Source organism: Cupriavidus sp. 21MJTG02-4 (assembly GCF_057798975.1).
In genome coordinates, this window is record NZ_JBYOJP010000030.1 from 1 (window position 1) to 23,750 (window position 23,750).

Below are 23,750 nucleotides of genomic sequence, written 5' to 3' on the forward strand. Positions count from 1 at the left end.
AAGGCCGGATATAAGTCTGCAACCAGTCCTGCTCTAGCCAACAATGATCAGCCTTACCTTGCAAACCGGGGCGCGTTCATATAAGTAAGTCGCCGGCTACGCCGGCGAAACAGCCGCGCTTGCCAAGCATGACGTCCCCGCAATTCCCCGAAGAACCTAAAAAAGCCCGCCACACGCATGCACTTGCTGGCAGCCTTTGTCGTGGAGCGGACAGACAATTCATTGCGTAACGCCGAGCTGCTCAAGAATCGCTGGGGTTCTCCAGCGTGGAAGTATCCTGCGTGATCTCCTCCCCCTTGGCCAGCGAACGCAGCAGACGCCGCATGATCTTGCCCGAACGCGTCTTCGGCAGGTTGTCACCAAAACGGATGTCCTTGGGCTTGGCGATCGGGCCGATCTCCTTGGCCACCCAGTTGCGCAGCTCCGTGGCGATCTGCTGCGCCTCGGCATCGCCCGGGCGCGAACGCTTGAGCACTACGAACGCGCAAATGGCCTCGCCCGTGGTGTCGTCCGGGCGGCCTACCACGGCTGCTTCCGCGACGATCGGGTTGGCCACCAGCGCCGACTCGATTTCCATCGTGCCCATGCGGTGGCCCGACACGTTCAGCACATCATCGATGCGGCCCATGATGGTGAAGTAGCCGGTGTCCTTGTCGCGGATCGAGCCATCGCCCGCCAGGTACAGCGTACCGCCAAATCCGGGACGAAGGCGCGGGGAGACCCTCCTGGTCCCGGCTACCGGAGACACCAGCAGAAACTACACGCCGGCCCGGCGGCGCAGGGACGAACTGCACCGCCTTGGCCGGCGCACAGGCCACCGCCGCTCACCAGGGCAGCGAGTACGTCTTGGTATTGGTAAAGCTCTTCATCGCCTCCAGCACGCCTTCCTTGTAGCCCAGGCCGGAGTCCTTGATCCCCCCGAAAGGCGTCAGCTCCAGCCGATACCCCGGCACCTCGCGCACATTGACGCTGCCGACCTTCAGCTCACGCACGAAGCGCGTGATGTAGTCGAGCCGGTTGGTGCAGACCGACGACGACAGCCCGTAAGCGGTGCCGTTCGAAATGCGGATCGCCTCTTCGATGTCCTTGAAGCGGATCACCGGCGACACCGGCCCGAAGGTCTCCTGCCTGGCCACCGTCATGCCGGGATCGACGTGGTCGAGCACCGTCGGCGAGTACAGCGCACCGCGGCGGATATTGCCGTAGCGCAGTTTCGCACCGGCGGCGATCGCCTCGTTGACCACCGTTTCGAACTGGATCGCCGCGGCCTCGTCGATCACGGTGCCCATATCCACCTTCGGGTCCATGGGATCGCCGTAGGTGAGCGCTTCGGTCTTCGCCACCAGCAGGTCGACAAAGCGGTCCGCCACCGACTCGTGCACCAGCATGCGCTTGATCGCCGTGCAGCGCTGGCCCGAGTTCTTGTACGAACCGCTCGCGGCCAGCGTGGCCGCCTCTTCCACGTCGGCGTCTTCCATCACGATGATGGGATCATTGCCGCCCAGCTCGAGCACCTGGCGCTTGTAGGTCGCGGTGGCTGCGATGTACTTGCCGATCGGCACGCCGCCGGTGAAGGTCACCAGGTCCACGTCGGGGTGCGTCAGCATCTCGTCGGCGATCTCGCGCGGATCGCCGGTGATGACCGACAGCATCTGCGGCGGCAGCCCGGCCTCATAAAGGATATCGGCCAGCAAGTAGGCCGCCAGCGGCGTCTTCTCGCTGGGCTTGAGCACCATGCGGTTGTTGGTGGCCACCGACGGCGCCACTTTGTGGATCACCTGGTTGAGCGGATGGTTGAACGGCGTGATGGCGGTGATTACGCCCAGCAGCGGCTCACGCAGCGTATAGACCTTGCGGCTCTTGCCGTGGTGAGTCAGGTCGCACGAAAACACCTGGCCATCGTCGACCAGCGCCTGGTTGGCGGCGAACAGCAGCACGTCGGAGGCGCGGCCCACTTCATAGAGCGAGTCCTTGCGGCACAGGCCCGATTCCAGCGTGATGGTGCGCGAGATCTCGTCGAGGCGCGAGGCGATGATCTCGCCGGCGCGCATCAGGATCTTGTAGCGCTCGTAGCGCGTCAGCGTCGGCTGGTAATCCCGCGCGATGCGGTAGGCGCGGCGCACATCATCGAGCGAGGCCTTCGGCACGGTGGCGATGACTTCGCCGGTGTAGGGATAGGTGACCTCGATCACATCTTCGCGGTAGATCTTCTCGCCGGCGATGCGCAACGCTTCGTGGCGGATTTCGGGGATGGCTTGCAGTGCAGTCATGATCTTCCCTTGCGGGTCTTGAACAGTGTGTGAAAGATGATGCAGCCGCCGCAGGCGGGCCGGCGCCTTGCCGGCCCTGCCTGCTCAGCGGCGGATGAAGGCCGCGATGACGGCGCTGATCATGCAGCTCGTTGCCACGATCGGGAATACCAGCGACGTATTGCCCGAGTGATCCAGCATGCGGCCGATCAGGGGCTCGCCGAGGCCGGCGAGCAGGTAGGAGAAGAAGTTCAGGATGCCGGTGGCAGTACCCGCCCGCCTGGCGCCGACCAGGTCCGGACACAGCGCCCAGAACGACGAGGCCGGGCCGTAGACGAAGAAGCCAGCGAGGAACAGCGCGACAATGGCGCCCATGCCGGTGGGCAGCTTGTACATGACCATCGACGCGATCGCGCCCAGCACCATGTAGAGCACGATCGCCTTGCTGCGGCTCGAACCGAACAGGCGGTCCGAAATCCAGCCGTTGGAGAGTGCGCCCAGGGCCATGCCCACTGGCAGCGCCACCGAGATCCAGGCCGGATCGATCAGCGTGTCGGCATGCTTCCAGTCCTTGCCCAGGAAGTGCACCGGAACCCAGACGATCAGGCCATAGCGCGCCGCGTTCTGGAAGCCGATCGACAGGCCTGCGATCAGCAAGCGCGGGTTGCGCAGCACGGCCTTGTAGCGCGACCACGAGCTTTCTGCTGCGTCGGTTTCGGCATGCGCGCCGCTGGCAGCGCCCCCGGCATTGGCAACGCCCGTGTCAGGCGACTTGTAGCCAAGCTCCTCCGGCCGCTCCCGCACGATCAGGTAGAAGGTGATGCCGCCAACCAGCATCAGCAGCACCGGCAGCCGGAAGATCCAGCGCCAGTCGAGGTGCAGGATATTGACCACCAGGATCGACGTGACAAACGAGAGCACCGATGCGCAGCCCGCGGCGAACACATAGAAGCCGTAGACCTTGCCGCGTTCCTCTGCGCCCCACCAGTTCGACAGCAGCCGGCTGCCAGGCGCCCACCCGAGCGCCTGGAAATAGCCGTTGATGCCCCATGGAATGGCCAGCGTCTTGAAGCCGACGGCAAAGCTGACCACCCAGTTGGCGGCGCACGACAGGATCGCGCCGGCGGTCATGACGCGGCGGCCGCCGAACTTGTCGCCCAGGTTGCCGTTGATCGCCTGCCCGACCGCATAGCACCACAGCAGGCACGTCGATGCCCAGCCGAGTACCTCCTTGGAAAGCCCGAACTCCTTCTGGATGCCGGGAATGGCGAAGCCGAAGGTCTGCCGCCCGGTGTAGAAGAAGAAATAGCAGAACATCGCGGCCAGCAGCATGCGCCACTGTGCCCGCCGGAACGATTGCTCGGCCGGGGCGACGAAGCCCCTACCTGGATGCGATCGGCAGTTTCCATTTTTGTCTCCACTTGTATTGTCGTCCCGTCTTGCGGGATCGTGTTGGCCTGCGATACCGTCGGCCGGGAACGTGCCGCTAGGCCGGCACAGCGCCGATGAAGTTCTTGCCACGGGCACCGTCGAGCGCCCGCGCGATCATGTCGCCGGCCTCGTCATCGGACACGCCGTAGTCGGCGAACTCGGTCTTGACGCCCAGTCCCCGCAGGAACTCGCGCAGGCGCTGCTGTGCCGCGGGCAGCGATGGCCCGAACAGTTCCTGCAGCGTGCGGTCGCGATCCGGACAGCAGGCCCAGGCCTTTTCGAGCACCAGCGGCAGCGTGAACGAGCACGCGATGCCATGCGGCAGGCCGTGGCGCAGCGTCATCTCGTAGGAGATGGAGTGGGCGAGCGCCGTCTTGGTGTTGGAGAACGCCAGGCCCGCCTTGAGCGCCGCAAGCGCCATGCGATCGCGCAGCACGATGTCGCCGGGGTTGCGCACCAGCCGCGGCAGCGTATCGAAGATGTCTTTCGCCGCCGACACGGCGAAGGTGTCCGAGACCGGATTGGCATTGACGTTCCAGACCGACTCCAGCGCGTGCGACAGCGCGTCGAGCCCCGTCGAGACCGTGGTGCCCAGCGGCACGGACAGCATCAGTTCGGCATCGACGATGGCGGCTTCCGGCCACGTCTGGTCGAGATGCAGGGAGTACTTCTTCTGGTTGGCCGCGTCCCAGATGGTCGCCCACGGCGTCACTTCGCTGCCGGTTCCGGCAGTGGTCGGCACCGCAATCAGCGGCTTGACCTGCTCCGGCGTGAACGCCATGCCGGCGGCCAGCAGGCCGATCAGCGAATCGAAGCGGCCGGACTTCGTGCCGACCATCAACGCCTTGGCCGTATCGATGGCGCTGCCGCCACCCACTGCGACAATGACGTCGCACGCGTCCGCCTGTTCCCAGAAGCGGTTGTAGAGGTCCGACAGCTGGGCGACGTCGGGGTTGGGCTGCACGTTGTCGATGACGCCGACCAGGGAAGCACCGAGCAGTCCTTCGAGCCGCGCGACCAGGCCGAGCGCGCGCGCTTCGGGAAAGGTCACGACGACGGCCCGCCGGCCGCGCAGCAGCGCGGGCAGCCGGTCCAAGCTGCCCGCTCCGCACTGGATCGATACAGGGTTGTGGTACGCGTGAATCATGGGGTCTCCTTGCTTGTCGTTCTGGTCTGGCCGGGACCGGCTGGTGCCGCATCCCGCGTTGACAGAAGTTTGGGAGCCCCCCTGGGTACCGTCCAATCGCTTATTCGTGGTCAGCACGCGCCAAAACCGATGGATCGAGCAGGCCGCGGCAGGCACAGGGGAAACCCTGTGTGCGCAAACGCCGCCAACCGTGGGAGACTCTGCGGCCAAACGCTCCCCACACGACAGCCGCGTGCCACGCCATGTTCCACCAGTACTACAAGTCCATCCGGTGCTTCCATGCCGTCGCGAAGACGGGCGGGTTCACTGCCGCGGCGCAATACCTGCATATCGGCCAGCCCACCGTCACGGACCAGGTGAAGGCGCTGGAGACGCGCTTCGGCGTGGAGCTGATCGTGCGCGCGGGCCGCTTCACGCGGCTCACGCCGGCAGGCGAGCGGCTCTATGCGATTACCAAGGGACTGTTCGGACAGGAGGAAGAGGCCATCCAGTTCCTGCAAAGCGCGCACAAGCTGAAGACCGGGCTGGTGCGCGTCGGCGCGGTGTCACCGCCCATTGCACTGGAGCTGGCGCGCGTGTTCAGGGACGTTCACCCGACGCTGGAGCTGACCATCACGATCGGCTCGGAAGCGGCCGTGCTGCGCGGCCTGCAGGATTTCGACATCGACGTGGGCATCCTGGCCGAGCCCGATCCGGTGGAAGGCCTGCATATCGCGCCATACCGCAGCGAGCGCATCGTGGCGGTCGTGCCGCAGCGGCACGCACTGGCGGACCGGCCGACGGTCTCGATGCAGGAACTGTCGCGCGACCCGATCATCCTGCGCGAGCCGGGGTCAAAGACCCGGCATCGCGTGGAGCGCGCGTTCGAGCGCAGCGGCACGGTGCCCCACTACACCATGGAGATCAACAGCCGCGAAGCCACCTTGCATGCGGTCGCCAACGGCATGGGCACGAGCTTCGTCACGGAGATCGAATGCATTCCGCTGCCGGGCCTGCGCGCGGTGCGGGTCGACGAGCCATCGCTGACCATCGACTACGCGCTTTGCTGCCTGGAGGTGCGCAAGGACCGTCCGCTGATTGCCGCGCTGTTCGGCACGGCATTGCGTTAGCGGGAACCGCAATGCCGTGGGTCGCACGGCGTGCCATGGGTCAGGCCATGACGGCGCGCTGCCGCGCCTGCGCCGCAATACCCGCCGGCTCATGCCTGGCGTGCGACTCTCCCGGCAGCTTGAAGAACGACACCAGCTCGATGAGTTCGCGGCCCTGATCTTCCAGGGAGCGAGAAGCGGATGCCGCCTCGCTGACGAGCGAGGCATTGTGCTGGGTCACCTGGTCGATCTGGACCACTGCCTGGTTCACCTGCTCGATGCCGCGCCCCTGTTCCGACGACGCCGTGGCGATCTCCTCGACAATGGCCGTGACCTGCGCCACGGCCTGCGTGACCGACGCCATGGTCTGGCCCGCCTCGCCGGCCAGTTCCGCGCCGCTGGCGACCTGCTTGCCGGAGGTCTCGATCAGTTCCTTGATCTCCTTGGCCGCGCCGGACGAACGCTGCGCCAGCGCGCGCACTTCGCTGGCCACGACGGCAAAGCCGCGGCCCTGCTCGCCCGCGCGCGCTGCTTCCACGGCGGCATTGAGTGCCAGGATGTTGGTCTGGAACGCAATGCTCTCGATGATGCCCGTGATCTCGGCGATCTTGGTGGAGCTGGCGCTGATGCCCTGCATGGTCTGCACCACGCGGCCGACGGTGCTGCTGCCCTGCTGCGCCACGTTGGCGGCATTGCGCGCCAGTTCGGTGGCCTGGCGTGCGTTTTCGGTGTTCTGGCGGACGGCTTCGGTGAGCTCTTCCATGCTGGCCGCGGTTTGCTCCAGCGAAGCGGCCTGCTCTTCGGTGCGGCTGCTCAGGTCGGCATTGCCTTGCGCGATCTCGCGCGTGGCGCCGGCAATGCTGGCGCTGCCCGAGCGCACGCGCGTGACGGTTTCGGTGAGCCGTTCGTTCATGTCGCGCAGCGCCGCGAGCAGGCGGCCGGTCTCGTTGTCGCTCGTGACGTCGATGCGCGCGCCGAGATTGCCGCTCGCGACGGTACGGGCCACGTCCACTGCCTGGCCAATCGGGCCGGTAATGGCGCGCGTAAGCAGCAAGCCGCCTGTCCACGCCAGCGCCACCGCCGCCAGCGCGATCACGATCAGCAGGTTGCGGCGCTCGACATAGTCGGCCGCAAGCTTCGCTTCCATATCGCGCTGGCGGCGATGCGTGAGATCGTCATAGGCGTCGACGGCATGCAGCAGCGACGCGAGCAGTGGCCGGCATTGCGTGTTGATGCGGGCGATGGCTTCCTCGGTGCTCTTCTGGGCGGCCAGCGTGACGATGGCCGTCGCCACCGGCCCGTACTGGGCTTCGACGCGGACCACGTCCGCCACGCGCTGGCGCGCTTCGTCGCTGGCCCCCTTTTCCTGCACCATCTGGTTCAGGCGGGCCAGGCGGCTCTGCACATCGTCATGCGCGTGCAGGGCTTCGGCCTTTTCCTTGTCGATCTCTGCCGGGGACGTCGCGAGGACCATGTTGCGCGCGGCAATGGCGCGGCGATCGACCGCGGCTCGCACCTCGGCGGCCAGCTCCGAACGTGCATTGAGACCTTTCAGGTACTGGGTGAAACCGTCGGTGGCCTCTCCGAGCGCATGAAGCGAGTATCCGGATACGACCAGCACGATGCAGGCCAATGTGCCAAAGCCGGCCAGCAGCCGGGTCTTGATCGAAAGATCCCTGAAATTCACGAATGCCCTCCCTTTTGTCCGTCGGACGTATGCGCTGCGATTGAGTCCTGCCGATCCTGCTGGCACGGCGGCCAACGGCCATCGTGCAACGCCTTCCACCCGTTCGCGAAACCGGCCGCCTGCGATGACGATCGCAGGCTCCGGCGGGGGCCTTTTGCGATGCCGCCTGGAAAGGCGGGTCACGAGGGGCCGGTTCATTGACTTCGTGTTATGCCGGCGGCTAACGGTTCGGATGTGGGGAAGGTTTAGCCCTTCTTAGGGAGGGGGAGGTTTACGTTCTTAGGCTGGTGCAGCATGAGGCGCATGGGATGTGGGGACGGGATCGTCCTTGACATGCGCTGCTGTTTCGCAGGCGTAGCCTGCGAGTCACTTTTTGTCCGAGCGACAAAAAGTAACCAAAAAACGCGTTTACTTGCCCTAACGGGCGAATATTGATCGTAGCGTGCGAAGAATTTCGTACGGGTATTCGCTTCAGAGTCTGCCCCGCTGCCTGCCGCGTGGAGCGCAACCGTATGCAGGCTCCCACACAATGATTGAACGAGCCCCGAACCTGTCCGTGGCCCGGCAGTGGGCGCGCTATCGCATCATCGCCTTCGGCTGCTGCGCGGCTCACCAGTCGCGCGTTGCGGAGACTTCAACCCTGCGGCTAGCTATCCGCAACCACGACCATGCACTCGATCTCGACGCGGGCTCCCAACGCCAGTCCGTGGGCGCCGAGCGCGCTGCGGACGGGATAAGGGGCTTCGAAAAACTCCTTGTAGACGTCGTTGAAAGCCTGCCACTCTCCGATGTCCGCCAGCATGATCGTGCACTTGGCTACTTCGCGCATCGTTACTCCATGCGCTTCCAGCGTCGTGCGGATGTTCATCAGGGCCTGTTTCGCTTCTTCGCGGATGCCGCCCGGGACGAGCCGCGTGCTGCCGGGGACGATGCCCATCTGGCCGGACAGGTAGAGAACGTTGCCGACGCGGACGGCTTCGGAAAATGGCAGCCCCGCGGGCAGGATCTTGCCGGAATTCAGGAATTCCATGTCGCGCCTCCATGGTGGATGTGCGGCACGCCGCAGCATCGGCGTGAGCATCCAATGTAGGCGCCAGAACCCGGTCCCTCAAGGCGCGACATCGACGGCGTCCGGCACCTCGCGATCGGCCGCGCGCCGCAGGCAGTCCAGCATGGCCGCGACGGCCGAGCGCTTGATCGAGTCCTCGCGCCAATACATCGACACCGAACCAAACCCCGCCAGCCGCAGCGGCACGATGCGCAACGCGCCAAGCGCTTCCAGCCGGCGCGCAGTGCGATGCGACGCCAGCCCAATCATGTCGCTGTTGTTCAGAAGCGTGAGATTGAGCACCGTGGAGTTCGACTCGACGCTGTCCGCCGGCAACGGCCGCCCCGCACTAGCGAGTGCGGCTTCCAGCGCGTTGCGGATCGGCGTGCCGCGCGGCCATACCACCCAGCGGTAACCCTGCAGCGCCTCCCACGTCACGGCGTCCTGCGTGGCCAGAGGATGGCGCGGGCGCGCAACGAAATGGATCGGCTCCAGGTAGAGCGATTCGCCTAGCGTCTGCGCATCCTGCAGCTCGGGCGCGGAGCGGCCGACCACGATATCCAGCTCGCTGTGCGCAAGCTGGTTCATCAGCCGGTCCATGGTGGTCTCCACCACCCGCACCTGCGCGCGCGGCATGCGCTGCAGCAGGCGCAGCACGGCCAGCGGCACCGTATCGGCCGCCGAAGCCCCCGATGTGCCGACCACGACCAGACCGCTGCCGCCTTCGCGCATCGCCGCCAGGTCGTCGCGCGCGGTGTCGAGCTGCGCGGCAATGCGGCGCGCGTGCTCGATCAGCGACTCGCCATACGGCGTCGGCTGCAATCCGCGCGCCTGGCGCTCGAACAACGGCAGGCCGATGTCGTCCTCCAGGTCCTTGAGCCACTTGGAAAGCCCGGGCTGGGTGGTGTTGAGCAGCGCGGCCGACTGGCTCATGTTGCCAGTCTCGGCCAGGCTGAGAAGCATCTGCAGGTTGCGCAGACGCAGGCGCTGGGTCCAGTCCATGTTTGATCTTCGGTTCAGCCATACGATGAAACGTATAGACAAGAGGAATTTTTCATTTCAAATCTTATATCGCCGAACGTATAACTCCAAACACCGGCCCGGCGACACCGTCGGGAACCATAAAAAGCCACGGAGACAGCATGTCCGACCATTCGCCTGATCCCGCTCGCGCCGCCTACTACGCGGACATCGGCCGCAGCCATATGACGCCGCTGTGGGAATCGCTGCACAGCCTGGTGCCGCCGCAGCCGCGCCCGCAAATCGTCCCGGCCATCTGGAAGTACGACGCGCTGCGCCCGCTGGTCATGCAGGCCGGCGAGGTCATCAGCGCCGAAGAGGCCGTGCGCCGCGTGCTGATCCTGGAGAACCCGGGCCTGCCGGGCAAGTCGAGCATCACATCCACGCTCTACGCCGGCCTGCAACTGATCCTGCCGGGCGAGATCGCGCCGAGCCACCGCCATACGCAGTCGGCGCTGCGCTTCATCGTGGAAGGCAAGGGCGCCTGGACCGCCGTCAACGGCGAGCGCACCACCATGCACCCGGGCGATTACATCATCACGCCGTCGTGGACCTGGCACGACCACGGCAACCCGAGCCTCGAAGACGGCGGCGAGCCGGTGGTGTGGCTGGACGGCCTCGACATTCCGCTGGTGCAGCAGTTCGACGCCGGCTTTGCCGAGAACTACCCCGAGTCCCAGCAACCCGTCACGCGCGCCGAGGGCGACAGCTTTGCGCGCTTCGGCCACAACATGGTGCCGGTGCGCCACAAGGTCACCGACCCGACCTCGCCGATCTTCAGCTATCCGTACGACCGTTCGCGCGAAGCGCTCGACCAGCTCTACCGCAATGGCGAACTGGATGCCTGGGACGGCGTGAAGCTGCGCTACATCAACCCCGCCACCGGCGGCTGGCCGATGCCGACCATCGCCACCTTCATGCAGTACCTGCCCGCCGGCTTCCAGGGCAAGACCTACCGCAGCACCGACGCCACGGTCTACAGCGTGGTGGAAGGCCGCGGCACGGTTCGCATCGGCGATGCGCAGTTCCAGTTCGAGCCGCGCGATGTCTTCGTGGCGCCGTCGTGGGCACCGGTGCAGCTTGGCGCGATGGAAGACGCCGTGCTGTTCAGCTATTCCGACCGCCCCGTGCTGTCGGCGCTGAACCTGCTGCGCGAAGCGCGCACCTGAGCCGCCTTTCCGTTCCTCCGAATCCTGATGCCCGGGTGCGCGCAAGGCGCTGCACCCCGGCCCCGCACACCCCCTGACTGACCGAACCGACCCGAAACCGACCATGTCCTACGTCTTCACGCCCCCCGCCACCGTTGCCATTCCCGTTGCCGGCACCGGTGACCAGTTCGCCGTGCGCCGCGTCTACTGCGTCGGCCGCAACTATGCCGCCCATGCGCGCGAAATGGGCTTCGATCCCGACCGCGAGCCGCCGTTCTTCTTCTGCAAGCCGGCCGATGCCATCGTGCCCGTGGCCGACGGCCAGACGCTGGAACTGCCCTACCCCACGCAGACGCAGAACTACCACTACGAAGCCGAACTGGTGGCCGTGATCGGCAAGGCCGGCGCCGATATTCCGGTGGAACAGGCGCTGGAGCACGTGTGGGGCTACGCCGTGGGCCTGGACATGACGCGCCGCGACCTGCAGATGAAGATGCGCGAAATGGGCCGCCCGTGGGAAATCGGCAAGGCCTTCGATGCCTCCGCGCCGGTCGCGCCGATCCACCGCGCCGCCGAGATCGGCCACCCGCAGCAGGCCGCCATCTGGCTGACCGTCAACGGCGAGGACAAGCAGCGCAGCAACGTCACGCACCTGATCTGGTCGGTGGCCGAAACGGTGGCGTACCTGTCGCAGTTCTTCCGCCTGGAACCGGGCGATGTGATCTTCACCGGCACCCCGGAAGGCGTGGGCGCGGTCAAGACCGGCGACACCATGGTGACCGGCGTCGAAGGCCTCGGCGAACTCAAGGTCCGCGTGGTCTGAGCCCCCGAAGCGACAAGCAGCGACACAGCAAGCCCCCATCATGCAGCTCTATAGTTTCTTCAACAGCTCCACGTCCTACCGCGTGCGCATTGCGCTGGCGCTCAAGGGCCTGCCCTTCGAGTACCTGCCAGTCAACATCCGCACCGGCCAGCACCGCGAGGCGGAGTACGTACAGGGCATCAACCCGTCTGCCACCGTGCCCGCGCTGGTGGACGGCGAATTCACGCTCGGCCAGTCGCTCGCGATCATGGACTACCTCGAGGCGCACTACCCGGAACCGCGCCTGCTGCCGCAGGACGCGGCGCAGCGTGCGCGCGTGCTGGAACTGACGAGCCTGGTTGCCTGCGACATGCATCCGGTCAACAACCTGCGCGTGCTGCGTTACCTGCAGGACGTGCTGAAGGTGACGCCAGAACAAAAGGACGCCTGGTACCGCCACTGGATCGACGAAGGCATGGCCGGCGTGGAACGACTGCTCGCGCTGTACGGCAACGGCCCGTGGTGCTTCGGCGACAGCCCGACGCTGGCCGACGTCACGCTGGTGCCGCAGGTGGCCAACGCCTTGCGCATGGGCTGCGACCTGTCGGCCTATCCGCGCGCGATGGCCGTCTACGCACACGCCAGTGCGCACCCCGCTTTCGCCAAGGCGGCACCGAGGCATCAACCGGACTACACCGCCTGATTGACGGACCCAGGCCAGGAGACAAGCATGAACACAGCACAAGACACGGGTCGCAAGGTCCTGATCATCGGCGGCGGCATCGGCGGCCTGGCCGCGGCGCTGGCGCTCGCGCGCAAGGGCATCCGCATCGAGCTGCTCGAACAGGCCGAGCAGATCGGCGAGATCGGCGCGGGCATCCAGCTCGCGGCCAATGCCTTCGCGGCCATGGACGCACTGGGCGTGGGCGAGGCCGCGCGCGGCCGCGCGGTCTTCACCGACTACCTGAGCCTGCGCGATGCGATCGACACGCACGAGATCGCCCGCGTCGATGTCGGCACGCCCTACCGCGAGCACTTCGGCAACCCGTATGCGGTGATCCACCGCGCCGACATCCACCTGTCGATCCTGGAGGCCGTGCAGGACCATCCGCTGATCAGCTTCCGCACCGCCACGCGCGTCGAGAAGCTGGAACAGGACGAGCGCGGCGTCACCGTCATCGACCAGCGCGGCGAGCGCCACCGTGCCGATGCCGTGGTCGGCTGCGACGGCGTCAAGTCCGCCATCCGCGAAGCGCTGATCGGCGACGCGCCACGCGTGACCGGCCACGTGGTGTACCGCGCCGTGGTCGAGGTCGACAACATGCCGAAGGACCTGCAGGTCAACGCGCCCGTGGTCTGGGCCGGGCCGAACTGCCACCTGGTGCATTACCCGCTGCGCGGCGGCCAGCAATACAACTTGGTCGTGACCTTCCACAGCCGCGAGCAGGAGAGCTGGGGCGTGCGCGAAGGCAGCAAGGAAGAAGTGCTGTCGTACTTCGACGGCATCCATGCACTGCCGCACCAGATGCTCGATCGCCCGACCTCATGGAAGCGCTGGGCCACCGCCGACCGCGATCCGGTGGCGCGCTGGAGCTTCGGCCGCGCCACCATCCTCGGCGATGCCGCGCACCCGATGACGCAGTACGTCGCGCAGGGCGCATGCCAGGCGCTGGAAGATGCCGTCACGCTGGGTGCCGCGGTGGAAGCCACCGGCAATGACTTCGAAGCCGCGTTCAAGCTGTACGAAGAAGCCCGCATCCCGCGCACCGCGCGCGTGCTGTATGCCGCGCGCGACATGGGTCGCGTGTACCACGCCAAGGGCGTCGACCGCATGGTGCGCAACACGCTGTGGACCGGCCGAACACAGGCGCAGTACTACGACGCGCTGCAGTGGCTGCACGGCTGGCGCGCCGAACGCTGCCTGAGCGCGACGCCCTGGCTCTAACGAGCTTGAATGCCACGTGTTAGCTCCCCTCTCCTGCAAGCGGGAGAGGGGAGCTGACCGATCAACTTGCAGACGCTTCCAAGCAGTGACTGATGGCAGTGGCGGCCCGCGCCGCCCGTAGCCATCGCTCGCCCCAAACCAGGCAACGAGGAGGAGACAACCCATGCCTGCCAGCCAGACCATCAATATTTCCGCGTTCATCGATCGCCAGCCGCTCTCGCCGTACCAGGTCATGATCGTGGTGCTGTGCTTCCTGATCGTCGCGATCGACGGCTTCGACACCGCCGCGATCGGCTTCATCGCGCCGGCAATCCGCGCCGAATGGCAGCTGACGCCCGCGCACCTGGCGCCGCTGTTCGGCGCCGGGCTCGGCGGCCTGATGGCCGGCGCCTTCCTGTTCGGCCCGCTGGCCGACCGCTTCGGTCGCAAGAGCGTGCTGGTGTTCTCGGTGCTGTTCTTCGGCGTGGCCAGCCTGGCCTCGGCGTGGTCGGGGGACCTGTGGGTACTGGTCGCGCTGCGCTTCCTGACCGGCCTTGGCCTGGGCGGCGCCATGCCCAACACCATCACGCTGACGTCGGAGTTCTGTCCGGAGAAGCGCCGCTCGTTCCTGGTCACCACCATGTTCTGCGGCTTCACGCTCGGCTCCGCGCTGGGCGGGCTGGCCTCGGCCGGGCTGATCGAAGCCTACGGCTGGCGCTCCGTGCTGGTGATCGGCGGCGTGATGCCGCTGGTGCTCTCCGTGCTGCTGGCGCTGCTGCTTCCCGAATCCGTGCGCTACCTGGTGATGGCCGGCCGCACGCCCGAGCGCATCGCCGCCACGCTGCAGCGCATTGCCCCGCAGGCTGACCTGCGCGGCGCCACGTTCACCGTAGCGGAAGCCCGCAGCACCAGCTCGCCGGTGCGCCACCTGTTCAAGCCTGAACTGGTGCGCGGCACGCTGCTGTTCTGGCTGACGTTCTTCATGAGCCTGCTGGTGATCTACCTGCTGTCGAGCTGGTTGCCGACGCTGCTGCGCAGCACCGGCCTGTCGCTGCGCACCGCGGCGCTGGTCACCACCATGTTCCAGGTCGGCGGCACGCTCGGCGCCATCGTGCTGGGCTGGCTGATGGACCGCTTCAATCCGCACTATGTGCTGGCCTTCAGCTACGCGCTGGCCGGCGTGTTCGTCGCCGCCATCGGCAGCCTGGCCGATGCACCGGCAATGGCCGGCGTGGCCGTGTTCTTCTCGGGCTTCTGCGTATCGGGGTCGCAGGTCGGCGCCAACGCGCTGTCGGCCGGCTTCTATCCGACCGACTGCCGTGCCACGGGCGTGAGCTGGGCCAACGGCGTAGGCCGTCTCGGTTCGGTGGTCGGCTCGGTAGGCGGTGCCACCATGCTGTCGATGGGGCTCGGCATGCCAACGCTGTTCGCGCTGATCGGCGTGCCGGCCCTGCTGGCTGGCTGCACCATGCTGACGCTCGGGCTGGCGCGGCGCGCCCATGCCCGGCAGGCGCTCGCCGCAAGCTGAAACTCGCAGGCGTCAGCGCGCACGCAGGGCATCGACGATGTTCATGCGGGACGCGCGCAGCGCCGGCAGGAAGCCCCCGACCAGGCCCATCGCCATCGAGAACCCCAGCGTCCTGGCGACGATGCCCGGGGTCAGGATAAAGCGGAACGACAGGTCCGCGAACGTCTGGAAGTTGGTCGTGGAGAACGAGGCGAACTGCATCAGCGCCGCGCAGCAGAGCCCGGCCACGCCGCCGGCAAGCCCCAGTAGCAGGGCCTCGATCAGGAACGCGGCGAGCACGTTGGTGCGCCGGAAGCCCAGCGCGCGCAGCGTGCCGATCTCCGCGACCCGGTTGGCCACCGACGCATACATGGTGATCATCGCGCCGATCATTGCCGCGATCGAGAAGATCGTGGACAGCGTCAGGCCCAGGATGTTGATGAACGTCGACAGCGCCTTGGACTGGTCGCTGTAGAAGCTCTGCTCGCTCTTGGCCTCCGCGGTCAGGCGCGGATCGACGTCGATGTCGGCGCGCAGCCGCGCCAACGCATCGGGCCGCGTCAGCCGCACCACCATCGACGAATAGCTGGCGCGCCGGAACGATTGCATGAGCTGGTCGGCGTCGCCCCAGATCTCCGAATCGAAGCCGCTGCCGCCGGCATCGAACACGCCGACGATGCTCCAGTCGCGCTGGGCAAAGCGCAGCCGCCCGCCCAGCTGCGCGCCTGTGAAGCCGCCCGCCACGCTGCTGCCGACGATGATCTCCGACGAGCCCGGCCGGAACGCGCGCCCGGCCACCAGCCGGATCTGCGGCCGCAAGACCAGCCCCTTGGGCGACACCCCGCGGATCACCACATTGGACGGGGTGTCCGATCCGCGTTTGGTCAGCGAGATCAGCACCACCGCCTCCTTCGAGGCCATCGGCCGTCCGCTGTCGTCCATGGCCACCGACGGGTGCATCTCCATGATGCTGGCCTGGTCGCGGCTGATGGCGCTCTGCACTTCGGTCTCCGCGCCCTTGCGGATCATGACCACGTTGTCCGGCTCGCCGGTGGTGACGAGCGTGCGCTTGAGCCCGGCGTCGAGCATCAGCATGGTGGCGAACACGAACACCACCAGCGCCAGGCCGCCGGCCGTCAGCGCCGTGGTCAGGCGCCGGGCCCACAGGTTGCGCGCGATGTAGCTGAGCGGGATCGCCATGCGCGCGCCTAGCCGATGGCCCGCAGGCCTTCCACGATGCGCACGCGCGCGGCCTGCGCGGCCGGCACCACGGCGGCGGCGAGCGCCACCACCAGCGCGCAGGCGCCCTGCATCCACATGGTCTCGTGCGACACGGAAAACACCGGGAAGACCCCGCCGACGGCCTGCTTGAACACGGCGGCCATCGGCGGCGTGGCCAGCATGCCGATGCCGCCGCCGACCAGGCAGATGAACATCGATTCGCCGAACATCAGCAGCGCCAGGAAGCCCGGCCCGAAGCCGAGCGCCTTGAGCGTGGCGTACTCCGTGGTGCGCTCGCGCGCGCTCATGGCCATGGCGTTGGCCATCACGGCCATGATGATCAGGATCACCACGTACGACACCACGCGGATGGCCGCGATGATCTGGTTCGACATCGCCACGAAGCCAAGCTGGAATGCCTGCTCGGTCTCGGTCAGGGTCTCGGCCAGCGAGTTGCGGAACACCGCGTCGACGTCGCGCGAGATCGCGGCGGCGTTGTCCGGATTGTCGATGCCGACGATATACACGCCGACCTGGTCGGCCTGCCGCGGCGTGCGTTTGCGCACGGTCTCGTTCAGGTACTCCCAGTGGAACACCATGTGGCGCGTGATGGTGCTTTCATCGCGCCCTTCCATGATGCCGCGCACGATGAACTCCCACGTGCCCGGATAGATCGTGCCCTTGATCGGCAGCACGTCGCCGACCTTGAAGCCGTACAGGTCCGCGAGCTGCCGCCCGATCAGGCAGCCCTTTCGGTCGCGCTGGAAGTCGGCGAGCTGCTGCGCGGTGACGCGGAACTCGGGGTACAGCTCGAGGTAGTTGTCCGACACGGCGAACTGCGCGAAGAAGTTCTTGGGGTCGCGGTAGACGCCGCCGAACCAGTTGGAGCGCGCCACCAGCGTGACGCCATCCACGCCGCGGATGCGGCTCTCATAGCTGAGCGGCAGCGGGAACACCAGCGAGATCGCGTTGCGCGTCACCAGCCGCCCGCTGGACGCCGCGGCGGCGCCCGCATACCAGGCATCGACCACGGTCTGCAGCAGTCCGTAGGCCAGCACCGCGACCACCAGCCCGGTCACGGTCAGCGCGGTGCGCAGCTTGTGGCGCAGCGCGTTGCGGGCGATCAGCTTGAGCACGAACATGGCGCGCGCGGTCAGTGCCGGTCAGGCGCTGTTGCCATGGTTCAGTTCTCCCTTTTCCAGGTGCACCATCGAGCGGGCCGCGTTGGCGGCGTGGGCGTCGTGCGTGACCATGATGATGGTCTTGCCGGCTTCGCGGTTGAGCCGCTGCAGCATGGCCAGGATATCCGCGGCGGCGTTGCGGTCGAGGTCGCCGGTAGGTTCGTCGGCCACGATCAGCACGGGGTCGGTAATCAGCGCGCGGGCGATGGCCACGCGCTGCTGCTGCCCGCCGGACAGTTCCGACGGATAGTGATCCATGCGGTCCGCCAGGTTCACCATGCCGAGCACCATGTCCACGCGCGCGCGCCGCTCGGCACGTGACAGGCGCGTCAGCATCAGCGGCAGTTCGACGTTCTCGAACGCGGTGAGCACCGGCATCAGGTTGTAGAACTGGAAGATGAAGCCGACGTTGGCCGCACGCCACGCCGCGAGTTCCGATTCGGCCAGGCGCGTGATGTCCTGCCCGGCCACGAGCAGTTCGCCGCTGTCGGGTCGATCGATGCCTGCGATCAGGTTCAGCAGCGTGCTCTTGCCGGAGCCGGACGGCCCCATCAGCGCAATGAAATCGCCCTCGGCGATATCGAGCGTGATGTCGGTCAGGACCGGCACGGTCTGCATGCCGCGCCGGTATGACTTGGCGACATGACGGATGCGGACGAGCGGGGCGGTCTCCACGTTACTTCTTCGCTGCCGTCACGCGGGCGCCGTCGTACAGCTTGTCGCCGGGCGAGCGCACCACCGTAGCGCCGGCGGCCACGCCGCTGACGGCCACCAGTTCGCCGATGGGTTCGCCGGCCGTCACCGCGGTCTCGTGCGCCTTGCCGTCACGCACCACGAACACCACCTTGCGTCCGTCGCGCGTGGCGATGGCGGCAGGCTGCACGGCTACCACGGGCTTGCGGTCCTGTCCTGCGAGTGGTTTGGACAGGAACGCGATCTTGGCGCTCATATCGGGCAGCACGCGGGGGTCGCGATCGACAAAGCGCACCTTGACCAGCACGGTTGCCTTCGAACGGTCGACCGTGGGCACGATGCGTGAGACTTGCCCTGCGAAGCGCACGTCGGGCAGCGCATCGAGTTGCAGCAAGCAGGGCTGGTCCGCGCGGATCTTCGCGATATTGGATTCGGCGACATCCGCTTCGACTTCCAGGGTGTCCATGTCGGCAATGGTCACCACGGCGCCCTTGGTGTCGGATGCCGACGAGAACGGCGTGATGTTGTCGCCGACGTTGGCATGCTTGATCAGCACCACGCCGTCGAACGGTGCGCGGATGACGGTCTGGTCGACCCCTACCTGGGCGGCCTGGGCATTGGCCTGTGCTGACACGATGGCTGCGCGCGAATTTGCCACCGATGCCTGGGCTTTCTTATAGCGGGCCAGGTCGGCGTCATATTGCTGGGCGGAGATGGCCTTTGGACCCAGCAGTTGTTCGGAGCGGCGCAGGTTCACTTCGGCATCGCGAAGCTCGGCGATTTGCAGGTCCAGGTTGGCTTGAGCGACCTTCACCTGCGCTGTCGCCTGCGCAAGGGTGGCTCCCACGTCGCGGCTTTCGATGCGCGCGATGATCTCGTCCTTCTTCACGTGCGACCCCTCCAGCACGCCCAGCCATTCGAGCCGGCCTTGCGCTTTGGACGCCACGGCCGCCTTGCGCTGCGGCACGACGTAGCCGGTGGCATTTAGGAGGGTGTAGTTTTGGGAGGGATAGGCGGTGGAAACCGTCACGGTTTCAACCGCCGTCGGGCCGGCCAGCTTGTAGGCCACGGCGGCCGCCAGTGCGATTAGAACGGCGCCGACGATGATGGGCAGCCACCGGCGCCTGCGCGGCGGGGCGGCGCGCGGGCCGCGGTCGATTTTCAGCCTGGAGAGATCGGGATCGGGCAATCGGTCTTCCTCCTGAAGGGAGGTTGCCAGTATAGCGCCGGGGGCACTTTGGGATTGGGATGGGGATGGTTGGGTTGATCTCAGTGGCGGCGAGCATTGCAAGCGGTTCTGGAAAATCGGGGCTGGGGAGGTAAAGGGTACATGCGGGAACTGCGGTGGGGTTCTGGTTATGACTGGGGTGTCGTGCTTGGCAGGCCGCCGCTGTTTCGCCGGCGGAGCCGGCGAGTCACTTTTTGTCCGAGCGACAAAAAGTAACCAAAAAGCGCGTTTACTTGCCCTAACGGGCGAATATTGATCGTAGTGTGCTGAGGGTGTTGTACGGGTATGAACTTCAGAGACTGCCCCGCTGCCTGCCGCATGGTGCGCGTCCGCATGCAGGCTTTCAAGCCGTGATTGAACGAGCCCTGAACCTGTCCGTGGCCCCTGCTTCCACCGTCATCGCATCATCGCCTTCGGCTGCTACGCAGCTCACTAGTCGGTTAGTCAGGGGCGTCAGCGGCGCTGGCGACGGTGCTTCCGTTACCTCGCTTTTCTGGTTTTACTGAGCGCGCAGCAGCCGTAGGCGATGATGCGATATCGCTGGACCTTGCCGGGCCACGGACAGGTTCAGGGCTCGTTCAATCATTGCCCGAGAGCCTGCATACGGTTGCGCACCACGCGGCAGGCAGCCGGGCATTCTCTGAAGCGAGTACCCGTACGAAATTCTTCGCACGCTACGATCAATATTCGCCCGTTAGGGCAAGTAAACGCGTTTTTTGGTTACTTTTTGTCGCTCGGACAAAAAGTAACTCGCAGGCTACGCCTGCGAAACAGCGGCGCCTGCCAAGAGCGACGACCCAGTCAAAACCAGAGCCCCCCCCCCAAACCCTTGGCATCCCCCTTGCAACAAACAATCGTTTTGCCACAAAAAAAAACGCCATGGCGCAAACCTTCACGCGCTCGGAGCTGCTTGTCCTCAAGCTGCTGGGCCTTGGCGCGGTAGTGCTTGTCGCCGCAGCCCTCGGGATGGCCCGCTGGTCCATGGCGCCGCAAATCGAAATGCAGGAACCCGTCGCGCAGCCCATCCCCTTCAGCCACAAGCATCACGTTTCCGATGACGGCATCGATTGCCGCTACTGCCATACGTCGGTGGAAACGTCGGCCTTCGCGGGCATGCCGGCCACCAGCGTATGCCTGACCTGCCACAGCGTGCTGTTCCGCGACGCGCCGATGCTCGCGCCGCTGCACGACAGCCTCCGGCAAAACCTCCCGCTGGCCTGGACACGCGTGCATGACCTGCCCGACTTCGTCTACTTCGACCACAGCATCCACGTCGCCAAGGGCGTTGCCTGCCAGGAATGCCACGGACGCGTGGACCAGATGCCCCTGACGCGCCGCGTGGCACCGCTCGACATGCAATGGTGCCTCGCCTGCCACCGCGACCCCGTCCGCCATCTGCATGCCCCCACCGATATCGTCACGATGCGCGAACGCGCCCCGCTTTCCGCCGATGACATTGCCATGCTGCAGAAGATGTATCACCTGCAGGACACGCGACGACTCACCGATTGTTCCACCTGTCATCGATGAAACACGCCCCCGTGATTCCGATCGTCCCCGTGCAGGAACCGGCCGATGCGCCGCGCAGCCCCTCGCGCCGCCACTTCCTGCGCACGACGATGGCGGCTTCCGCCGCGCTGGCCGGCGCGGCATGCAGCGGGCCGCCAGCCGAAACCATCGTGCCCTATGTGCAGATGCCCGAAGGCATCGTGCCCGGCAGGCCGCTCTTCTATGCCACCGCGCTCACGCGCCACGGCTACGGCACCGGTGTGCTCGTCGAAACCAATATGGGCCGCCCGACCAAGATCGAGGGCAATCCGCGCCACCCCGCCAGCCTCGGCGCCACGCATCCGTTCGATCAGGCCACCGTGCTGCAGCTCTGGGACCCCGACCGCAGCCAGGCACCGTATCGCGGCACCGCGCTGACGAGCTGGGCCGCGTTCGACGCGGCGCTGGCCACACAGCGCGTCCAGTGGCGCGACAACGGCGGGAAAGGCCTGCGGCTACTGACCGGCAACGTGGGCTCGCCGACACTGGCCGCGCAGATTGCAAGATGGCTCGAGCGCTATCCGAAGGCCGGCTGGCACGTGCATGACCCGCTCCATGGCGACGATGCGGCGATCCGCCTGGCGTTCGGCGACAACGTCGATCTCGTGATCGATCCCGCCCCCGCCACGACCATCGTGACACTGGATGCCGACCTGATCGGCCACGGCCCGGCCGCCGTGCGCGTCGCGCACGACCTGATGGCGGACCGCCGCGGCGTGGCGCCCCCGCTGGCACGCCGGCTCTACGCGATCGAGTCGTCGCCGACACTGACCGGCGAAATTGCCGACAACCGGCTGGCGCTGCCGCCGCATGAGATCGAACGGCTGGCCTGGTCGCTCGCGCGCAGGCTCGGCGGCGGCGTTGCGGCGGACACGCCCGCGCCCGCGTCCGGACCCGCGCGGCGCTGGCTCGCCGTGCTGGCCCGGCGTCTCGAAGAAGCGCCACCGGGCAGCTCGCTGGTGGTGGCCGGCGACAACCTGTCCGCCCCGACACGGGCGCTGGTCTGGCGGCTCAATGCCCGGCTGGGCAATCTCGGCAAGTCGGTGCGCACGATCACCGGCACGCCAAGGCGACCGCAAGGCGACGCGCATTCGATCGGCGCACTGACCGATGCCATGCGGGCCGGCGCTGTCTCCGCGCTGCTCGTGATCGACGCCAATCCCGCCTATGACGCGCCCTGCGATACCGGCTTCAACGCGGCACTCGCACACGTACCGTGGTCGGCGCACATGGGCCTCTATCGCGATGAAACCGCGCGGCTGACCACCTGGCATGCGCCCATGGCCCATGACCTGGAGCGCTGGAGCGACGTGCGCGCCTGGGACGGCACCGCGTCGATCGTCCAGCCCGTGATTGCGCCACTCAATGACGGCCGCTCCGCGCACGAGCTGCTGTCGGCCACCATCGACGCACGCCAGTCGGGCTACGACCTCGTACGCGCATTCTGGCGCACGCACCAGCCCACCGACTTCGAAGCCTTCTGGGAGCAGGCATTGCGTACCGGCGTCATCCCCGGCACGGCCGCACCCGCCGCGACGGCAGACATGCGCCAGCCTATCGCCCCGCCGCCATTCCCCGCGCCCGTACTCGTCGCGCGCTTCATGCCCGATCCCGCCACCGATGCCGGCGAGCTGGCCAATAACGCGTGGCTGCAGGAACTGCCGCGGGCACTGACGCGGCACACCTGGGAGAACGCCGCGCTGATCGGGCCGCTCACCGCACGCGCGCGGCACCTGTCCACCGGCGACGTGATCGCCATCCGCCGCGTGGATGGACAAGGCCATCCGATCGAGGCGCCGGTATGGGTGATGCCCCGCCACGCGGAAGGCGTCATGACGCTGCCGCTCGGCTATGGCCGTCGCCATGCCGGACGCGTCGGCAATGGGGTGGGCTTTGACGCGTATGCGCTGCGTGCGGTTCACGGGCCGCACGAGATCGCCGTCGAAGCCACCGGACAGCGCCATGCGTTCGCGCTGGTCCAGACGCAAACCTCGATGGCGGGGCGCGAGGTCGCCCCGCTCGCCACCGTGGAGGCCTATCGCCGCGATCCCCGCTTCGCCCAGGCCACGCCCGCCGCGCCATCGCTCTATCCGCGCTGGCCGTATCCGACCGAACGCTGGGGCATGACCGTGGACCTGAACGCCTGCATCGGCTGCAATGGCTGCACCATCGCCTGCCAGGCCGAGAACAACATCCCCGTCGTCGGCAAGGACCAGGTCATGCGCGGCCGCGTCATGCACTGGATCCGCGTCGACCGCTACGACGATGCGCACGACACTACCGGCCACGCGGCGCGCAGCGTATTCCAGCCCGTCCCCTGCATGCATTGCGAGGACGCGCCGTGCGAGCTGGTCTGCCCCGTCGGCGCCACGGTGCACGACAGCGCCGGCCTCAACGTGCAGGTCTACAACCGCTGCGTCGGCACGCGCTTCTGCTCGAACAACTGCCCGTACAAGGTGCGGCGCTTCAACTTCCTGCAATACAGCAACCAGGGCGACGACCGGCCACCGCCGGCCTACAACCCGGAGGTCACCGTGCGCCGCCGTGGCGTGATGGAGAAATGCACGTATTGCCTGCAGCGCATCACGCGCGCGCGGCTGGAGGCCGAGAAGCTCGGCCAGCCGCTGCGCGACGGTGACGTGGTGACCGCGTGCCAGGCCGCCTGCCCGACCCGGGCGATCGCGTTCGGCAACCTCAACGATCCCGACAGCGTGGTCAGCCAGCTCAAGCGGGGGCCGCGCAACTTCGACCTGCTGGCCGAACTGAACACCCGGCCGCGCACAAGCTATGCGGCGCTGGTGACCAACCCCGACGATGCGCTGGCCTGA

Annotated in this window: 17 protein-coding genes and 2 pseudogenes; 8 read left to right on the top strand and 11 right to left on the bottom strand. The window is 66.9% G+C overall.

Going from position 1 to position 23,750, the window contains the following annotated elements:
• Positions 1-219 precede the first annotated feature (219 nt).
• From AC3FKH_RS32880 to psrA, 4 genes and pseudogenes are all read right to left on the bottom strand, one after another.
• Positions 220-694: pseudogene (locus tag AC3FKH_RS32880) on the bottom strand (AMP-binding enzyme); the annotation flags it as partial.
• Between the two features lie 130 nt (positions 695-824).
• Positions 825-2,270, bottom strand: a complete 1,446-nt coding sequence (gene phnY, locus AC3FKH_RS32885; RefSeq protein ID WP_488679778.1) for a phosphonoacetaldehyde dehydrogenase — start codon at positions 2,268-2,270, stop codon at positions 825-827.
• An 84-nt stretch (positions 2,271-2,354) separates the two neighbouring features.
• A pseudogene (locus AC3FKH_RS32890) lies at positions 2,355-3,658 on the bottom strand (MFS transporter).
• Positions 3,659-3,735: 77 nt separating this feature from the next.
• On the bottom strand, positions 3,736-4,827 hold the full coding sequence (psrA, locus tag AC3FKH_RS32895) for an iron-containing alcohol dehydrogenase PsrA (RefSeq protein WP_488679779.1): 1,092 nt from the start codon (positions 4,825-4,827) through the stop codon (positions 3,736-3,738).
• Between the two features lie 242 nt (positions 4,828-5,069).
• Between psrA and AC3FKH_RS32900 the strand changes: the two genes are divergently transcribed.
• Positions 5,070-5,936 carry a LysR substrate-binding domain-containing protein gene (locus AC3FKH_RS32900; protein WP_488679780.1) on the top strand — a complete coding sequence of 289 codons (867 nt, stop codon included), beginning with the start codon at positions 5,070-5,072 and terminating at the stop codon, positions 5,934-5,936.
• A 40-nt stretch (positions 5,937-5,976) separates the two neighbouring features.
• Here AC3FKH_RS32900 and AC3FKH_RS32905 read toward each other — a convergent pair whose 3' ends face one another.
• The 3 genes from AC3FKH_RS32905 to AC3FKH_RS32915 all read right to left on the bottom strand — a co-directional run bounded on the left by AC3FKH_RS32905 (position 5,977) and on the right by AC3FKH_RS32915 (position 9,652).
• Complete coding sequence (locus AC3FKH_RS32905; protein ID WP_488679781.1) at positions 5,977-7,602, bottom strand: methyl-accepting chemotaxis protein; 1,626 nt, start codon at positions 7,600-7,602, stop codon at positions 5,977-5,979.
• Positions 7,603-8,248: 646 nt separating this feature from the next.
• On the bottom strand, positions 8,249-8,632 hold the full coding sequence (locus tag AC3FKH_RS32910; RefSeq protein ID WP_488679782.1) for a RidA family protein: 384 nt from the start codon (positions 8,630-8,632) through the stop codon (positions 8,249-8,251).
• A 78-nt stretch (positions 8,633-8,710) separates the two neighbouring features.
• Complete coding sequence (locus tag AC3FKH_RS32915) at positions 8,711-9,652, bottom strand: LysR family transcriptional regulator (RefSeq protein ID WP_488679783.1); 942 nt, start codon at positions 9,650-9,652, stop codon at positions 8,711-8,713.
• 140 nt (positions 9,653-9,792) lie between these two features.
• On the opposite strand from AC3FKH_RS32915, the gene gtdA reads away from it, so the two are divergent.
• From gtdA to AC3FKH_RS32940, 5 genes are all read left to right on the top strand, one after another.
• Entirely contained in the window at positions 9,793-10,839 is a 1,047-nt protein-coding gene (gtdA, locus tag AC3FKH_RS32920) for a gentisate 1,2-dioxygenase (protein ID WP_488679784.1), read from the top strand.
• Positions 10,840-10,942: 103 nt separating this feature from the next.
• A complete protein-coding gene (locus AC3FKH_RS32925; RefSeq protein ID WP_488679785.1) occupies positions 10,943-11,641 on the top strand; it encodes a fumarylacetoacetate hydrolase family protein in 699 nt (232 codons plus the stop codon).
• A 40-nt stretch (positions 11,642-11,681) separates the two neighbouring features.
• Complete coding sequence (gene maiA, locus AC3FKH_RS32930; RefSeq protein WP_488679786.1) at positions 11,682-12,323, top strand: maleylacetoacetate isomerase; 642 nt, start codon at positions 11,682-11,684, stop codon at positions 12,321-12,323.
• A gap of 27 nt (positions 12,324-12,350) precedes the next feature.
• Positions 12,351-13,565, top strand: coding sequence for a 3-hydroxybenzoate 6-monooxygenase (locus AC3FKH_RS32935; protein ID WP_488679787.1), 1,215 nt, complete (start codon positions 12,351-12,353; stop codon positions 13,563-13,565).
• 163 nt (positions 13,566-13,728) lie between these two features.
• Complete coding sequence (locus AC3FKH_RS32940) at positions 13,729-15,072, top strand: MFS transporter (protein ID WP_488679788.1); 1,344 nt, start codon at positions 13,729-13,731, stop codon at positions 15,070-15,072.
• A gap of 12 nt (positions 15,073-15,084) precedes the next feature.
• Here the strand turns inward: AC3FKH_RS32940 and AC3FKH_RS32945 are convergent, their stop codons facing one another.
• The 4 genes from AC3FKH_RS32945 to AC3FKH_RS32960 are packed head-to-tail and all read right to left on the bottom strand — an operon-like array spanning position 15,085 to position 19,335.
• Positions 15,085-16,251: an ABC transporter permease gene (locus AC3FKH_RS32945; protein WP_488679789.1), complete on the bottom strand. Its 1,167-nt coding sequence runs from the start codon at positions 16,249-16,251 to the stop codon at positions 15,085-15,087.
• Positions 16,252-16,259: 8 nt separating this feature from the next.
• The gene (locus tag AC3FKH_RS32950; RefSeq protein ID WP_488679790.1) at positions 16,260-17,414 is read right to left on the bottom strand and encodes an ABC transporter permease; all 1,155 of its coding nucleotides are present in this window, start codon (positions 17,412-17,414) and stop codon (positions 16,260-16,262) included.
• Between the two features lie 21 nt (positions 17,415-17,435).
• Positions 17,436-18,128, bottom strand: a complete 693-nt coding sequence (locus tag AC3FKH_RS32955; RefSeq protein WP_483732964.1) for an ABC transporter ATP-binding protein — start codon at positions 18,126-18,128, stop codon at positions 17,436-17,438.
• 1 nt (position 18,129) lies between these two features.
• A complete protein-coding gene (locus AC3FKH_RS32960) occupies positions 18,130-19,335 on the bottom strand; it encodes an efflux RND transporter periplasmic adaptor subunit (RefSeq protein ID WP_488679791.1) in 1,206 nt (401 codons plus the stop codon).
• A gap of 918 nt (positions 19,336-20,253) precedes the next feature.
• Here AC3FKH_RS32960 and AC3FKH_RS32965 point away from each other — a divergent pair.
• Both AC3FKH_RS32965 and AC3FKH_RS32970 read left to right on the top strand, forming a co-directional pair.
• Positions 20,254-20,904 (top strand): cytochrome c3 family protein, encoded by a 651-nt coding sequence (locus AC3FKH_RS32965; protein ID WP_488679792.1) that lies wholly within the window; start codon positions 20,254-20,256, stop codon positions 20,902-20,904.
• Positions 20,901-23,750 carry a 4Fe-4S dicluster domain-containing protein gene (locus tag AC3FKH_RS32970; RefSeq protein WP_488679793.1) on the top strand — a complete coding sequence of 950 codons (2,850 nt, stop codon included), beginning with the start codon at positions 20,901-20,903 and terminating at the stop codon, positions 23,748-23,750. The genes AC3FKH_RS32965 and AC3FKH_RS32970 overlap by 4 nt, the downstream gene beginning before the upstream one ends.

What these genes read in the sequence shown, in the direction of transcription:
- AC3FKH_RS32915 (WP_488679783.1), bottom strand. Translation starts at nt 9,652, where the DNA reads ATGGACTGGACCCAGCGCCTGCGTCTGCGCAACCTGCAGATGCTTCTC.
- AC3FKH_RS32945 (WP_488679789.1), bottom strand. Translation starts at nt 16,251, where the DNA reads ATGGCGATCCCGCTCAGCTACATCGCGCGCAACCTGTGGGCCCGGCGC.
- AC3FKH_RS32925 (WP_488679785.1), top strand. Translation starts at nt 10,943, where the DNA reads ATGTCCTACGTCTTCACGCCCCCCGCCACCGTTGCCATTCCCGTTGCC.
- AC3FKH_RS32965 (WP_488679792.1), top strand. Translation starts at nt 20,254, where the DNA reads ATGGCGCAAACCTTCACGCGCTCGGAGCTGCTTGTCCTCAAGCTGCTG.
- AC3FKH_RS32970 (WP_488679793.1), top strand. Translation starts at nt 20,901, where the DNA reads ATGAAACACGCCCCCGTGATTCCGATCGTCCCCGTGCAGGAACCGGCC.
- AC3FKH_RS32935 (WP_488679787.1), top strand. Translation starts at nt 12,351, where the DNA reads ATGAACACAGCACAAGACACGGGTCGCAAGGTCCTGATCATCGGCGGC.
- phnY (WP_488679778.1), bottom strand. Translation starts at nt 2,270, where the DNA reads ATGACTGCACTGCAAGCCATCCCCGAAATCCGCCACGAAGCGTTGCGC.
- AC3FKH_RS32910 (WP_488679782.1), bottom strand. Translation starts at nt 8,632, where the DNA reads ATGGAATTCCTGAATTCCGGCAAGATCCTGCCCGCGGGGCTGCCATTT.
- maiA (WP_488679786.1), top strand. Translation starts at nt 11,682, where the DNA reads ATGCAGCTCTATAGTTTCTTCAACAGCTCCACGTCCTACCGCGTGCGC.
- gtdA (WP_488679784.1), top strand. Translation starts at nt 9,793, where the DNA reads ATGTCCGACCATTCGCCTGATCCCGCTCGCGCCGCCTACTACGCGGAC.
- psrA (WP_488679779.1), bottom strand. Translation starts at nt 4,827, where the DNA reads ATGATTCACGCGTACCACAACCCTGTATCGATCCAGTGCGGAGCGGGC.
- AC3FKH_RS32950 (WP_488679790.1), bottom strand. Translation starts at nt 17,414, where the DNA reads ATGTTCGTGCTCAAGCTGATCGCCCGCAACGCGCTGCGCCACAAGCTG.
- AC3FKH_RS32900 (WP_488679780.1), top strand. Translation starts at nt 5,070, where the DNA reads ATGTTCCACCAGTACTACAAGTCCATCCGGTGCTTCCATGCCGTCGCG.
- AC3FKH_RS32940 (WP_488679788.1), top strand. Translation starts at nt 13,729, where the DNA reads ATGCCTGCCAGCCAGACCATCAATATTTCCGCGTTCATCGATCGCCAG.